Origin of the sequence: Acetobacter syzygii, from assembly GCF_000964225.1 — a bacterium.
Classification (GTDB): Bacteria; Pseudomonadota; Alphaproteobacteria; order Acetobacterales; family Acetobacteraceae; genus Acetobacter; species Acetobacter syzygii.
Window position 1 is genome coordinate 85,754 of record NZ_BAMZ01000019.1, and the last position, 14,156, is coordinate 99,909.

The window sequence follows — 14,156 nt, forward strand, 5'->3', positions numbered from 1 at the left end:
CAGCTATGCAAGGGAACGAACCGCCTCTAACGCAGCACATGGAACAGAATACGCGACAAAGGCGTATGGGAAAGCACAATAATAACCAGCCCCACCCCAATAACTGCCCTGCTGGCATAGCGGGCAAGGGCCTGATTCAGTTCATCCCGGCTCGCCATATCCAAAAAAGGATCAAACCCCCGGTCAGCCTGTTCCCTGCTTTTACGGTAATGGGCAAGGGCCACTGGCCCCAACCCTGCGCGGGCAAATAGCGCCGCGCTATACTGGTCCAGATCGTCTTTGCGGAACTGGCAAGCTGACCCTTTTATGGAAGCTGGTCCATACCCCAAGGCGACCAGATAACGCATCCGGCGTGCAGGAATACCCAAATACGCAGCAGCCTGCCGCCGCTCCATAACCCGTTGCAACGGAAAGCGGCAAACCGTGGCGCTCTGTGTTCCGGCGCTCTCAGGAACCTGCGGTTTTTTCATGACGGGTCAGCATGAGAAAAAAACACACTCCCCGTCAACACCATCATACCTCCCCCGCGCCTAATGCAGTGCCCCGCATTCAGGCAGGGCACGCAGGCTCCTCAGGTCAGGAGCGCGCGGGAGGGGCCATAAACTCCGGTCCAACCGGGTCTGTAATGGTCGTGCCCAGAATCCTGTCTATGGCCGCCATATCTCCCTCGCTCAATGTCCAGCCAAAAGCATCCTGCACACCTGTTATCTGTTCGGGTTTTCTGGCTCCCCACAAAGCAATGGTAGGGCCACGGTCCAGCACCCAGCGAATGGCCAGTGCCAGCAGGCTTTTGCCATGCTGCGCAGCAATGGTTTTAAGCGCTTCAACAGCCGTCAGATACTGGTTAAAGCGGGGCTGCTGGAACTTGGGGTCCACCTTGCGCAGGTCATCCCCCGTAAACACATGATCTGCCGTCATTTTACCAGACAACAGACCGCGGCACAGAGGGCCATAAGCCAGAACAATCAGATTATTTTTGACTGCGTAAGGAAGAATATCTTTTTCAATCTCACGCTCAAACAGGTTGTAAGGTGGCTGGATTGTTGCAACAGGCGCAAACTTACGGAACTCATCCATCTGCTCGGGCGAAAAATTGCTTAGACCCAGAGCTTTGACCTTGCCACCCTGAACAATTTTTTCCAACGCACGGGCTGTTTCTTCAAACGGTGTTTTGGGGTCAGGCCAATGCACCTGATACAGGTCAATATGGTCCGTACGCAGGCGCTTGAGCGAGGCGTCGAGTTCCTCCTCAATCCGGGCTTTTCTGCTATCGCGGAAAACCTGACCATCCTGCCAGTTCAGCCCCACCTTTGTCGCCAGCACCACCCTGTCGCGCCGACCTTCCAGCGCTTTGCCCAGAATTTCCTCCGAATGACCAAAACCATAGACTGGGGCTGTATCAATCAAATTTATACCAACATCCAATGCTTTATCGATTGTTTTTCTGGCATTATCATCATCTGCACCACCCCACATGGAACCGCCCATAGCCCATGTACCAAGCGCAACACGCGAAGCCGGTTTGGGAATACCTTCAATTTTTACAAATTCTGCTGTCACGTCATATTCTCCCTGTTTTTTTCCCGAACTGGCCTGTTCCGGCACTCTTGCAAAACCTTACGCATTAAACACCGCATCTGAACAGAGATGTAGTATTTTGCAGCAAAGATGGGTTGACCTGTATGCACGGCACCCTAGACTGCACCGCCATGAACGCTCATCCCCCTTCCGTGTTTCCCCGTGCTGGTGTGCTGGCCATTGTACGCCGCGGCAGCAATTTTCTGCTTGTACGGCGGGCCAACCCACCGGATGCAGGGTTATGGGGCTTCCCCGGCGGGAAGGTAGAAGGAGGGGAAACTTTTTTCCAAGCCGCAGAACGTGAACTTATGGAGGAAACATCCATACAGGCAAAGGCAACATCTCTGGTCGATGTGTTTGACAGCATCCACTACGCGCCTGACGGCACATTAACGTTCCACTACCTTATTCTGGCCGTGCTCTGCACGGAACCACCTACCGCCCTGACGGCCCCCGTTGCCGGAGATGATGCGCAGGAAGCTCGCTGGTTCAGTTATGAGGAAATCAGCCAGTTAGGGGAACAGGCCAGTGCGCGCCTTTACAGTATTGCGCACACCATTATGCAAGGCACTGGAACTGAGTAAAACAAAATACCCTTAAAATATATTGGTTTTTCTGATTTTCATCATTCCAAAAAACCATACTGCAAACACAACAAGCGCGAACACGCCCCCCATAACCGCCATGGAAACGGGAAAGCCGGGGATCAGGTAGGTTGCGGCATCGCACGGTTTGGATGGCACAAGTGGCATGGATGCCCAGCGTTCAGCCAGAGTGCGACCTACCACCCGCGTTGCGTGGCAGGCCGGGAAAGGACTAGGCCACCACTTCCACTCCACACCAGCATGGCAAAGAGCTAACCCCTCTGCCGCAAACAGAACAGGGCCACACGCCCACAAAACCCACCGCCCCAGCCGGGCAGGTAACGCCAGAGCAATACCCCCCAGCACAATCAGCACACGCCAAGGCCAACGCTCCCACAAACAGAGTTCACATGGCATGATCCCCATCTGATGCTGCGTCCACCACGCCACCCCCAGCGCCACAAAACCTGACAGAATGATGAACAACGCTACTGTATTCTGCCGCATGGATTTTTTCATGCTGTTCGGACCTCTGATAACGCCGCAATAAACGACCGCGCCCAGCTTGCAGCCGTAACCCGCCACACATCCGTGCGCAGACGCTCCCAGCGCACCAGACGCTCGGAAAGGGACATGCTTAGCGCCTTATGCAGGGCGGATGCAATTTCGTCTGAATCATGCGGGTTGACCAGAAGCGCATCCTCCATATCCGGTGCCGCTCCAGCAAAACGGGACAGAATGAGCATTCCCGGATTATCCGGCACTTGAGCGGCCACATATTCCTTGGCAACAAGGTTCATGCCATCACGCAGGGGCGTTACCAGTGCAGCACTGGATAGTTGGAAAAAAGCCGCCAGAAGTTCACGCGGGAGTGGATGAGTCAGGTAGCGCACAGGTGTCCAGTCAAACTGGCCATATGTGCCGTTAATGTGCCCCACGATCTTGTCCAGTTCCGCACGCAGGCTCTGGTATTCGGGCACGCTCCCGCGCGATATGGGCGTGATCTGGAGGTACACGACCTTCCCCCTGTATTCGGGGTAGCGTTTAAGAAACGTTGCATAACCTCGCAGCCGCTCTGGCAGGCCCTTGGAATAATCCATGCGGTCCACACCAATAATAAGCGGCTTGCCCCGCAGATCCTGTTGCAGGTGCTGGAGCTGTGGCAAGTTCTGCCCCTCCCGCGCACAGGTAGCAAAACTGTCCGGATCAATACCGATGGGAAAAACACGCGCTTTGGCAGGAATACCCAACACTGCAAAAGCTTCGTTCATATTCCGCGCATCATCTTCGGTCTGCACGCCAATCACATCATACGCACGCAGGGCGCGCATAAGGGTGGCGGCTTCGGGCAAGGAGCGCATCAAACTCCACGGTGGGAATGGAATATGCAAAAAAAAGCCGATCCGCGCTTTTATTTTTAAATCACGCAGTGCTTTACCCAGCGGGAACAAATGATAATCATGCACCCAGACCACATCATCCTGCTCCAGCAAAGGAGCCAGTCTGGTCGCAAACAGGGTATTTACGTTGTTATAAATCTGCAGGTCGTGCCTGCTATAATTCATTAACCCGGCACGGTAATGGCACAGAGGCCATAGAATACCGTTGGAATACCCCTGATAAAATCCGTTATATTCCTTATGGGTTAACCCTATTGTGGCATAGGTCACATTACCGACCGTATCCACGCTCAGGGGCCTGTCCGCACAATCTCCAGCTATCTGCTGCCCGGACCACCCAAACCATAAACAGGGGTGGTCCCGAACCGCGGCCCTAAGCGCCACAGCCAGACCACCCGCTGGCTGTTTACGGTCACGTACTGCTGGTACCCTGTTGGAAACAATGACCAGCCTCCGCATGATTTACCCCCTTTTTTCTGGCACAAGGGATGACAACCATGCCCTGAACACCGCGGGAGTTGGAAAATCCGCTGGAATACGGAAAAACACGCCCCCCATACGATGGACAGCGGCCATGCCATCCTCATCCGTTACGTCGTCTCCTACAAACACAGGTTTACGCCCCGCAAAGGGTGCGGTTTCCATAAGCAGAGATACAGCGTACCCTTTATCCACCCCTGTAGGGCGGATTTCCCATGCCATTTTGGCTGGCTGGAGCGTAAAGGCTCCCTCGGATTCCCGCACCCAGCGCTCCGCCGTCTGGCGTAGGATTTCCGCTTTTTCCGGAGCAGCACGGTAATGCAGCACAAACCCACCCTGCTTATGTTCCAGCCGGGTTCCCGGCAGCGTTGCCAGCAGGTCGGAAGCCTGCACCAGCCAACGCTGCGGCAAGGTCGGCAGAACAGCCCGCTCAATAGGACCGCCAGGGCGGTGACGAATAGCCACACCATGCTCGCCTGCCACGGCAAAAGGCACATCACCTAAAAACTGATCGATCTGGTCTATCGGCCGACCAGAAATAATAGCCAGCGCATTGCCACAGGCATCGCGGAGCTGGCGCAGGACTTCCGGCAAACCGGGGGGGACCACCACGGCTTCTGGGGTGGGAGCTATGTCCACTAGCGTACCATCAAAATCCAGCAGAAAAGCTGCCTGACTTAAAGACGGAATTTTAAAACGGCTATCCTGCGCAAAGGAGGAACCAAACACAACGCACCTCATTATTTCCTGTTTGCAACGCCCAAAGCAGCCCCGATTTATGGGGTGCGCTGCATATTAACTGCACACCTTCCAGCCTGGGCCTTAGTAGGCTCCATCCGGATCGGGCTGAAACGGATTGGCGTTATCCGGCGCGGCTGGTTTGGCCGGACTGGCTGGCACCACAAGGCCCGGCGGTGTGGGGGATGGAGGTGCTCCCCCTTCAACCGGAGCCGCTTCGGGCAGAGGAGGGGGTGCCGCAGGCTTGGGCAGCGGGGGAAGGAACGGTGCAACATCATCCCCCGCACACTGCACCATACGCACATCATACACAGAGCTTTCCAGCACACCCAAGCCCGGCTCTGCTGCCAGCATCCAGCCCTTAAAGGCCGCCCCTCCTGGGTGTGTATCCTGTATTTCCAGCCACGCGGCAGCATCAGGTGCGCGTGTTGGCGGGCGCTGAAGGCAGCGGCGAGCCAGAATATCCAGATTTTTATAGTGAACAGCCTCCCCCCCAACGGGGACGGACAGCACCTCCACATGGGCATCCAGTCGGTCCAGAACACGCACGACCGCCGTGCCTTTACCCTGCCACGTACTGGCAGGGTACACAGCCGGTGGTGCCAAGGGCGTACCAACAGCCCCAGCCGTGGCTGCACACCCGGCAGTCACCAGCATACTGACCGCAAACAGACGAACAGACCGCCCCCAGTTCTGCTGCATCATACTCTGGCCACCTTGGGAGATGGAAGGGAAGAGACAAGCTCTGCCAGTCGTTCACGCATCACCTGTTCACTTACCCCCATCAGCATTGCATCCTCAAACGCATCGGCAAGAACCTGCTGCACTTCCTGCCAGTTTTCTTCCAGCACTCGCAGCTTTTCCTGACATGAGACAGGCTGCCCGTCCTCTTGCGGCCATATGCGCAACGCCGTCATTCTGTCCGCCTTACTCTAAATCTTGTTGCTAAACCGGTTTTATGTCTGTTTCAGGGCACGTTGGTGCCACTGGCTCCATTCTGGGGGTTGGCAGCATCCTTGTTGGCCCGGGTCAGCGTATCGGTGACGGAGAAAATAAATTTGCTCAAGAGCTGTTCCAGACTGATGGACCCCTGCGTCTGGCTTATGCTGCTCCCTGCTGACAGGGTTTTATCATCCCCACCCGGAGAGAGCGCAATGTATTTGCCGCCCAGCAGGCTATCGCTGGTAATAATAGCGGCTGTATCTGCGGAGAGGTGAATATCAGGCCGTACGGTAAAAACCACATGCGCCTTAAAGGTCTGCGGATTGACGCTCTCGCTCTGCACGGTGCCAACTGTGACCCCGGCCAGCCGCACATCCGATCCAACATCCAAACCATCAATATGCGAGAAATCAGCACTAAGCTGATAACCGACTGTATCCGTCTTACGGCCTTCGCCCACCACTGCTGCGGTCAACATGCCTGCCAGAGCGACCAGCACGGCAGTGCCGGTCAGAAGCTCTGCAAGACTGCGCCGTGATTTTTCCGCCATTGCCGATGCCATGAACTACGTACACTCCCTAATGCTTGCAGCCACTGTAACAGGGAATGTTCCGCAAATCACGCCTCGGTCGCACTCTCCGGTGTCCAAGGCTCATAATCACCCGTTGCTGGCGGGTGCTGGCCTGTGGCGTACAGGCTGCCCTGCGGGTGGTAAGCCTGCGCTGTGCCGGTCATGTTGGGCTGGTAAGGGATCTGCCAGGGTTTGCGCTCTTCTGGCGCAATCGGTGCATCCAGTGTGTGGTGCAGCCACCCCCACCATTCTGGCGGCACGGCGGAGGCATCTTCCCCTTTCAGGTAGATCACCCAACGTTCGGGGCGATCCATGCCGCCACCCTTACGGGCCGGGCCGGTTGATTCGTAATAACAGCGGCCATCGGCATCCTTGCCAATCAGCCGACCTTTCCGGCGCGTATGCAGCCATGTTCCGAAATTTGCCATAAGAAGGATGATAGGACTCCGCACACCCTGCGGTCCATATTTTATCGTCCAACGCCCGATCAACTGCGCTCGAGCGGGTTGGGGCAAAAGTTATCCCCCATATCCTCACTTTGCAGGGTAATAACGGCAGCCTGAAGCTGTTTTGTCGGGTTCCGCTGCCTGCACGCCCGGCAGTAACATGCAGACATGACAACAGCCAGACGCCATTGGAACGGTGTGCTGATGAGCACACTGGAGGCCGCAGCAGACCCGGATGCACCCCTTCGCTCCGTTACGCTGCCCGCAGAGTGGGATGTGGACGCCGCTTCCGCACTTGCCCAACTTATGCCGGGCGACGGCCCGATTGATCTGCCCGCCATTGCGTCGCGGTGGATTACGGCCCTTGCGCCGGACGAGGCCTCCGCACGGTCGCTGGTCTGGCTGCTGCTTACGCGGCAGGCTGCGCCGGTGGAGGCTGTGTGGCACTGCGCCTTTGATCGGCCTGCGGGCTTTGTGGTCAATCTGGCAGCCTTTGTCTCCCCCGGTGAAGGGTTTGCCGCCCGCACCTTTGTGGCCGCCCTTAAGCTGATCTGTTCGGTGCTGCGCCAAACGGCCAGGAATATGGCAGACCAGCGCAATGGTGACCTGCTTCTACCAGACCTGTTTGTGCCCGCCCATGCCGCAGGCACGGATGCCCCTCCGCTCCAGGCCCCTACGGCTGGCGATATTCTGCTCACCAACATGGATGCCTGCCTGGCGGGAGTTGGGCTGGATTATGATAGTGAAGATGGCCGGGCAGCCGCCTGCGCCATTACCGCTCTGGCCACACTGACCGCCCATGCAGGCCGGGGACCGGAATCGCTCCCACTCCCTCCCGTCCGGACTGTGCTACCCGGACTGGGCGAAACCCTGCGTGCAGTCTGGAACGAAGCCGCGGTGGAAACCGATGCCCCGCTGGCCCCGATTGAAACAGGTTTTTCCACCCCCAACCCCATAGATGGCCTGCTTGGAGTGGAAGCCTGCGGGCTGGCACCAGTTTTTTCCATGCTGCGCCCCGATGGACGGCTTGCCAACAGCGCACGGCAACGGCTGGACATGCGCGGCTTTACGGTGGAAACGGCACTGGCCGCGGCCCTTGCGGGCGAAACGGTTTTGCCCCAGCCCGGCCCCAAGGCCCATCTGGCCATGTACCGCGCCCTAACCGGCTTTGCAGACCGGATGCCCGCCCGCCCCGAAACACTCCCAACGCCAGTACGCCTTAAGCTCGAACGGGGGATGCGGCGGATTCTCCCCGCACGACATGGCGGCTTTACACAAAAGACCACCATTGGTGGGCACCGCCTGTTCATGCGCACCGGAGAATATGAGGACGGCACGCTGGGCGAACTGTCCCTGACCCCCACGCGGGAAAGTAATATGGTGCGCGGGCTGATGGAAAGCTTTGGCGATGCCATAAGCATTGGCCTGCAATACGGCGCGCCACTGGAAGCTTACGTGGAAAACTTTGCCTATTCCTGCTTTGGCCCGGCGGGCACTGTGGAAGGCGACCCGGTTGCCTCCTATGCCACTTCCATGCTGGACTACGTCTTCAGGGCCTTGTCCGACACCTATCTGGACAAACGCCTGCCCGACGGCCCCCATCAGGACAGCACCTCCGAACCGGACCCGCTGCTCCCGCTGGACCTGCCCGAAGGGGATGATACGCAGCCCACCCGCCCAAGGCGTAACCTGCGGCTGGTGTGCTAGGCCCCTGTTTGTACAAGGAACGGAATAAAACGCTATGAGCACTCCCCAATCCCGTCTGGCTGAACTGGGTATTGAACTGCCCACACCGGCAGCACCCGTTGCCAATTATGTTGCCTGTGTTCAAACAGGTTCGCTGCTTGTGGTTTCCGGCCAGTTGCCTTTGCACAATGGCAAGCTGTTCGCGACCGGCAAGCTGGGAGATGCGGTCAGCGTGGACACAGCGGTTGAAGCTGCGCGTTACAGCATGATCAACGTTATTGCGCAGGTCAAAGCCGCCGTTGGTGACCTCTCCCGCGTGAAGCGCGTTGTCCGTCTGGGCGGCTTTATTGCGTGCACGCCGGAGTTCACAGCCCACGCATCCGTTATGAACGGTGCGTCCGATCTGGCTGTGGCCGTGTTTGGGGATGCAGGCCGCCATGCCCGCTCCACCGTTGGCGTTCCCTCCCTGCCGCTCGATGCACCGGTGGAAGTGGAAGGTCTGTTCGAGATCATCTGACCAATCGGAACAAAACGCCATGGCTGACTGGTCCGTTACCCTGCACAACAGTATTCACGACATTCCCGCACAGGAGTGGGCGGACTGCGCAGGGCCGGACAACCCTTTTGTCAGCCATGACTTTTTATCCGCACTGGAAGACAGCGGCTCTGTCCAGCGCGAGACTGGCTGGCTGCCCCGGCACGTATGCCTGCACAGCCCCGATGGTCAGCTTGCTGCTACCTGCCCCGCTTACCTTAAAGGCCATTCCTGGGGCGAATATGTTTTTGATCAGGGGTGGGCCCGCGCGTATGAGGCGGCAGGAGGGCAATACTACCCCAAACTCCAGATTGCCGTCCCCTTTACGCCAGCACCCGGCCCACGGCTGCTGGTCCACCCCAGCGCTCCGCCCGAAACCCGGGCCGTACTGGCCGATGCCCTACGCCAGATCTGTGCGGATACGGGCCTGTCCTCCGCCCATGTGACCTTCTGCACCGAAGGAGACAGTGCTGTTCTGGCGCAGCGTGGCTGGCTGCCCCGCCTTGGTGTGCAATACCACTGGCATAACAGGAACTACGCAACATTTGACGATTTTTTAGCCACACTCTCAGCCCGCAAGCGCAAAAACATCAAACGTGAACGGCGCGATGCCAACAATGCGGGTCTTACGTTCGAAACCTTGCAGGGGGCCAGCATAACACCGGCCGACTGGCAGGCCTTTTACCAATTTTACCAGAACACCATAGACCGCAAATGGGGCAGCGCTTACCTGACGCCAGAGTTTTTCCCGCTGATGGCCCAACGGCTGGGCGAACGCGTGGTGCTTATGCTGGCACGCCATGGCACAACCCCGGTTGCGGCCGCCCTTAATCTGATGGGCACAAACACGCTATATGGTCGCAACTGGGGGTGCGAGGGTAACTGGCCCTTCCTGCATTTTGAACTCTGCTATTATCGCGCCATAGATTTTGCCATTGCCCATGGCCTGCAACGGGTAGAAGCCGGAGCACAGGGGGAACACAAAATCCAGCGCGGCTACCTGCCTAGCCTGACCCATTCCGCCCACTGGCTGCAAAGCCCCTCCCTGCGCGAGGCGGTAGACCGCTTTTTGCAGGCCGAGCGACCGGCCATGCAGGCAGAAGCCCAGACCCTGAGCACTCTCAGCCCCTACCGGCAGGACAGCACGCCCTAGCCACTCCATGCCTGAAATCCGCCCATACCACCCCCTGTGAAGCGGCTTTTTCCAAGCGTGAAACATTGTCGGCACGCTTTTTTTTGCGTATGCCGGTGTGACCTTTTTCCACCTGTTTACGCGACCGGACCGGCACAGAACTGATGAGCACATCCACCCCCCTTCCCTCCGAACATCAGGCGACCTTGATCGATGGCAAGGCATTTGCCGCCTCCATGCGCCAACAGATCCGCGAGGATGTTCTGGCCTTCCACGAACAGCACGGCGTAACGCCCGGACTGGCTGTTATTCTGGTTGGCAATGATCCCGCAAGCGAAGTGTATGTTAAAAACAAAGCCATTCAGACGCACCATGCGGGAATGCGCTCGTTTATGCACATGCTGCCCGAGACCACATCAGAAGCAGAGCTGCTGACCCTGATCGAACGGCTGAACAAGGACCCGGAAATTCATGGCATTCTGGTGCAGCTTCCGCTCCCCAAAGGTCTGGATGCCCGCCGTGTAACCAACGCCATTCTGCCAGAAAAAGATGTGGATGGTCTGGGCGAGGTCAATGCCGGGCGCCTGGCCGTGGACCTGCCGGGCATTGTGCCATGCACACCGCTGGGCTGCCTTTTTCTGCTCCGTGACCAGTTGGGAGATATGAAGGGCCTGCACGCGGTGGTTATTGGCGCATCCAACCTTGTGGGCAAACCCATGGCCCTGTTGCTGCTGGCTGAGGGCTGCACCGTCAGCATTGCCCATATTCACACGCGCGATACAGCAGCCCTTGCCCGCGAGGCGGATATTCTGGTGGTTGCAACCGGTTGCCGCGAACTGGTTAAAGGCAGCTGGATCAAACCCGGTGCTACGGTTATTGACGTGGGCATTACCCGCACCCAGACTGAAAGCGGCAAAAGCCGTCTGGTTGGCGATGTAGCGTTTGACGAGGCCGCAAAAGTGGCCGGGCGCATTACCCCCGTACCCGGTGGCGTTGGCCCCATGACCATTGCCTGCCTGCTTAAAAACACGCTCACCGCGGCACAGATGCAGATTGAGGGAAAAACCGAATGAGCCTGAACCGCCTGTGTGTTGAGCTGATCCCCCGCTCTGCCGAGTCTTTGGCGCAGGATGTGGCAACCGTTAAATCCGTTTTTCCCGCGGCAGATACATTGAATGTGCCTGACCTTATGCGTTTTCCGCTACGAAGCTGGGAGGCCGCAGCACAGCTCCACCCCACCTTCCCCCGCGTTATTCCGCATATCCGTGCCATTGATATTGCCCCCAACGCCCCCCTGCCAGGGGCTGAACAGCCGGGGCTAGAAGAAATTCTGGTCATACACGGGGATCCACCCGCCGACCTGTCCATGCGCACATACCCCAACAGCACGGAAAGCATTATCCGCCGCTATCGCAAGGAAGCACCACACCTTAAAATTTATGCTGCATTCGACCCTTACCGCCGCGCACCGTGGAAGGAACTGGAGGATGTTGCCCGTAAAAAAGAAGCTGGAGCCAGCGGTTTTTTCACACAGCCGGTCTTTGATTATAAGCTTTTTGACCTGTGCCGCGAATGGCTGCGGGATGAGGATGTGTTCTGGGGGCTTTCCCCCGTAATTGGTCCACGCTCGCGCTCCTATTGGGAGACCACGAACCATATTGTGTTCCCCAAGGATTTTTCAACAACACTTGAATCCAACATTACTTTTGCGCAGACTGTTCTGCGCGAGCTGGCTGCGGATCAAGGATGTGCTTACCTTATGCCGGTACGGATCAAGCTGGAACATTACTTACCCGCCCTGCTCGAAGCGGTGTCCTGAACCGGAATTTTCTGGGAAAATGCTTTTAAGTCCAAGACTTTTCCCGGATATTCCATTTTTATCAACGGGGTGGCATGGCTTTTTCTCTTCTCTCTTTCCACGGCGCTCTGGTCGGTTGCACCGGCTTAAAGCTGCATCCGCTTTGCCCCGCAGCAACCCCAACCCGTGCCACCAGAACCGTTGAGCTGGACACACAGCACAACACGCTCTCACCCGGCGGAGCATTTGTTACGGCCTGCCCAATAGAAACCGTAACCAATCGTCCGCTTGTCGCGCTGAGAGCGGGGAACACTTACCTTTCCAGCAGAAGCTCCACCCAGTTCGATGCGGCTCCCGTATGCGCAACGTGGGAACATTTTTTACTGCTTACACCAGAGCACACAGACCTCCTGCGCACCATGTTGCAGAATACATGGCATGATGGCCACACCTATGTGGGTGCCCCCATCTGTACCGGGCATGACCTGCGCCTTGGCCCACATAAATGGCCCATAGAACAGCTACAGGCCGAATTCCGTGGCGATACGCTAACCCTATGGACGGATAATGCGCCCCATAAGGTGACACTGACCACCTGCCCATCGCGCACACTCCAGAACCTGCTGGACATTGCGTGCGAATTGCTGGAGGTCGGGGCTTTCCGCCGTGCGCGTAACCCGTGGGCTACAGCAGACGATGTGCGCGAACAGGTTTTTAAGCTCAGCCTCAACCCTTCAGCCATCGCACCCTGTATTGTTCTGGCCCAGCTATGCTGCCAGCTTGGACAGGGAGAACTGGGCAGCCAGTTTGCCGCCTACGCCCAATCGTTTGCACAAATGGCGGACCTGCTGTGGCTCCAGTCCCTTATAGCCCTGCGTATGCGCGACCATACACGCGCAGCCGACCTGCTGGTTCAGGCCCTGCAGGCACGTTACCCAAAGCAGGATTTTTCGGCCACCCTGCCCCAACTTCTGGAACGCTTGCGGCAAGGCGAGGACGCGCTGCTTCTTGTGCCCGACATGCTGTATGAGCTTGATCTACCGGGCTTTGACGAACGGTTTGATACACTCTTGGTACCCATGCGACTGGCGGCCAAAAATGGGCCAGACATTCGCCAGATATACGCAATGCTTTTTGAAAACGCCTATCAAAGGCTGAGCACCACCAAAGACCTCCGCCTGCTGGAAACCGAAGCAAAGCTGAACGGGCTGAGCTGGTGGACCGAGGCCGCCATGGGCCACACAAGCTGGCTCGCAGGGCTCCAGACCGAGGCAGACACGCACTACGCCATTGCCCGCCGTCTGGCGTTACAGGCTGGGGCAACACCATCGCCCGAAAACGCGGGCATTTTCTCTTGGCTGGGTGCGCAGGAATGTAACCAGCTTGCCAGCCGCGCCATACCGGACCGCACTGGTGTTTCCCGCTGGCAATGGCAGTTCAGCACGGCAGATGCACCAGCAGCCTTTTGCCTGGTCTTTGCGTGCGATAGCCGTAATTTCCATCTGTTACCCGGCCTTATCCTCTCCTTGTTACAGGCCTGCAGGGAGGACCGTTCGGCAGGGCGGATAGAACTGTGCCTAGGCGTTGCCAACCCCGACACGGCGCAGCTGAGCTTTTTGCAAACGGTTGCCAGTTGGCTGGCACAATACGCCACCAGCCTGCGCCTGAATTTTGGCTATGGCGCCACCACGGTGCAGGATGCCGCACTGGAACCTGCCCTGCGCTACCTGATCCTGCCTGACCTTGTTGCCAAATTCCGTTGCCCGGTTTTAGTGGGGGATTGCGCGGGGTATTTTCCCGCCAACATGGCAACCCTGCTGCGCACCCTCAGAAATACGGCAACATATGGATTTGATCTGGCATTATTCGACCACGAGGGCCACCAGACCAGCGGCACTCCATGGGATCTTGGCACGGATCTGCTCTATCTGGGCGAAGTGGAGCGCCTGCCCGCCATTGCTGCATTTATGAGCGATTACCTGAATACCGTATATACGCCCAAAAGCACGGTTCACACAGCCATGGACCGCTGTGCACTGGCGCAAATGCTGCGGCACTTTATTCTACCGCGCTGGAACACGCTTGCCATCCGGTTTTTAAACGAAGGACCAGACATTCTGGTAATGCCCAGCGTCAAGGCTGGTACACCCCTGATCTCGCAGGATGATGTGCTGCATGATCTGGCGATCAACACCCCCCGCAGGCCCAACCAGCCCACCGCCTGAACAGCCTGCCGCAAACGGCAAGCCCATATTCCGGCAGTTGG

General features: G+C 57.7%; 17 protein-coding genes. 7 read left to right on the forward strand and 10 right to left on the reverse strand.

Annotation, left to right across the window (positions count from 1 at the left end):
• Positions 1 to 26: 26 nt before the first annotated feature.
• Both Absy_RS07895 and Absy_RS07900 read right to left on the reverse strand, forming a co-directional pair.
• Positions 27 to 470, reverse strand: a complete 444-nt coding sequence (locus Absy_RS07895) for a MerR family transcriptional regulator (protein ID WP_048854192.1) — start codon at positions 468 to 470, stop codon at positions 27 to 29.
• A gap of 106 nt (positions 471 to 576) precedes the next feature.
• Complete coding sequence (locus Absy_RS07900) at positions 577 to 1,560, reverse strand: aldo/keto reductase (RefSeq protein WP_048854233.1); 984 nt, start codon at positions 1,558 to 1,560, stop codon at positions 577 to 579.
• Positions 1,561 to 1,673: 113 nt separating this feature from the next.
• Between Absy_RS07900 and Absy_RS07905 the strand changes: the two genes are divergently transcribed.
• Positions 1,674 to 2,162, forward strand: coding sequence for an NUDIX hydrolase (locus Absy_RS07905; RefSeq protein WP_371861716.1), 489 nt, complete (start codon positions 1,674 to 1,676; stop codon positions 2,160 to 2,162).
• A 12-nt stretch (positions 2,163 to 2,174) separates the two neighbouring features.
• Here Absy_RS07905 and Absy_RS07910 read toward each other — a convergent pair whose 3' ends face one another.
• From Absy_RS07910 to Absy_RS12875, 8 genes are all read right to left on the reverse strand, one after another.
• Positions 2,175 to 2,681 carry a disulfide bond formation protein B gene (locus tag Absy_RS07910; protein WP_048854193.1) on the reverse strand — a complete coding sequence of 169 codons (507 nt, stop codon included), beginning with the start codon at positions 2,679 to 2,681 and terminating at the stop codon, positions 2,175 to 2,177.
• Positions 2,678 to 4,021 carry an alpha,alpha-trehalose-phosphate synthase (UDP-forming) gene (locus tag Absy_RS07915; protein ID WP_048854194.1) on the reverse strand — a complete coding sequence of 448 codons (1,344 nt, stop codon included), beginning with the start codon at positions 4,019 to 4,021 and terminating at the stop codon, positions 2,678 to 2,680. Before Absy_RS07915 ends, Absy_RS07910 begins: the two co-directional genes overlap by 4 nt.
• A gap of 3 nt (positions 4,022 to 4,024) precedes the next feature.
• A complete protein-coding gene (otsB, locus tag Absy_RS07920; protein ID WP_084597014.1) occupies positions 4,025 to 4,771 on the reverse strand; it encodes a trehalose-phosphatase in 747 nt (248 codons plus the stop codon).
• A 93-nt stretch (positions 4,772 to 4,864) separates the two neighbouring features.
• Positions 4,865 to 5,485, reverse strand: coding sequence for a DUF2155 domain-containing protein (locus tag Absy_RS07925; RefSeq protein ID WP_084597006.1), 621 nt, complete (start codon positions 5,483 to 5,485; stop codon positions 4,865 to 4,867).
• Complete coding sequence (locus Absy_RS07930; protein WP_048854196.1) at positions 5,482 to 5,697, reverse strand: hypothetical protein; 216 nt, start codon at positions 5,695 to 5,697, stop codon at positions 5,482 to 5,484. The genes Absy_RS07925 and Absy_RS07930 overlap by 4 nt, the downstream gene beginning before the upstream one ends.
• A 50-nt stretch (positions 5,698 to 5,747) precedes the next feature.
• Positions 5,748 to 6,284 (reverse strand): outer membrane lipid asymmetry maintenance protein MlaD, encoded by a 537-nt coding sequence (gene mlaD, locus Absy_RS07935; protein ID WP_048854197.1) that lies wholly within the window; start codon positions 6,282 to 6,284, stop codon positions 5,748 to 5,750.
• 56 nt (positions 6,285 to 6,340) lie between these two features.
• Positions 6,341 to 6,721 (reverse strand): NADH:ubiquinone oxidoreductase subunit NDUFA12, encoded by a 381-nt coding sequence (locus Absy_RS07940; RefSeq protein ID WP_048854198.1) that lies wholly within the window; start codon positions 6,719 to 6,721, stop codon positions 6,341 to 6,343.
• Between the two features lie 59 nt (positions 6,722 to 6,780).
• Positions 6,781 to 6,909, reverse strand: a complete 129-nt coding sequence (locus Absy_RS12875) for a hypothetical protein (RefSeq protein ID WP_257006249.1) — start codon at positions 6,907 to 6,909, stop codon at positions 6,781 to 6,783.
• Between Absy_RS12875 and Absy_RS07945 the strand changes: the two genes are divergently transcribed.
• The 6 genes from Absy_RS07945 to Absy_RS07970 all read left to right on the forward strand — a co-directional run bounded on the left by Absy_RS07945 (position 6,908) and on the right by Absy_RS07970 (position 14,115).
• A complete protein-coding gene (locus Absy_RS07945) occupies positions 6,908 to 8,446 on the forward strand; it encodes a TSCPD domain-containing protein (RefSeq protein ID WP_048854199.1) in 1,539 nt (512 codons plus the stop codon). The genes Absy_RS12875 and Absy_RS07945 overlap by 2 nt on opposite strands.
• Positions 8,447 to 8,480: 34 nt before the next feature.
• Positions 8,481 to 8,942 (forward strand): RidA family protein, encoded by a 462-nt coding sequence (locus Absy_RS07950; RefSeq protein ID WP_048854200.1) that lies wholly within the window; start codon positions 8,481 to 8,483, stop codon positions 8,940 to 8,942.
• Between the two features lie 19 nt (positions 8,943 to 8,961).
• Complete coding sequence (locus tag Absy_RS07955) at positions 8,962 to 10,113, forward strand: GNAT family N-acetyltransferase (RefSeq protein WP_048854201.1); 1,152 nt, start codon at positions 8,962 to 8,964, stop codon at positions 10,111 to 10,113.
• Positions 10,114 to 10,256: 143 nt separating this feature from the next.
• A complete protein-coding gene (locus tag Absy_RS07960) occupies positions 10,257 to 11,165 on the forward strand; it encodes a bifunctional methylenetetrahydrofolate dehydrogenase/methenyltetrahydrofolate cyclohydrolase (RefSeq protein WP_048854202.1) in 909 nt (302 codons plus the stop codon).
• Positions 11,162 to 11,911, forward strand: a complete 750-nt coding sequence (locus Absy_RS07965; RefSeq protein WP_048854203.1) for a methylenetetrahydrofolate reductase — start codon at positions 11,162 to 11,164, stop codon at positions 11,909 to 11,911. The genes Absy_RS07960 and Absy_RS07965 overlap by 4 nt, the downstream gene beginning before the upstream one ends.
• Positions 11,912 to 11,985: 74 nt before the next feature.
• Positions 11,986 to 14,115 (forward strand): hypothetical protein, encoded by a 2,130-nt coding sequence (locus tag Absy_RS07970; RefSeq protein ID WP_048854204.1) that lies wholly within the window; start codon positions 11,986 to 11,988, stop codon positions 14,113 to 14,115.
• The last annotated feature ends 41 nt before the right edge of the window (positions 14,116 to 14,156 follow it).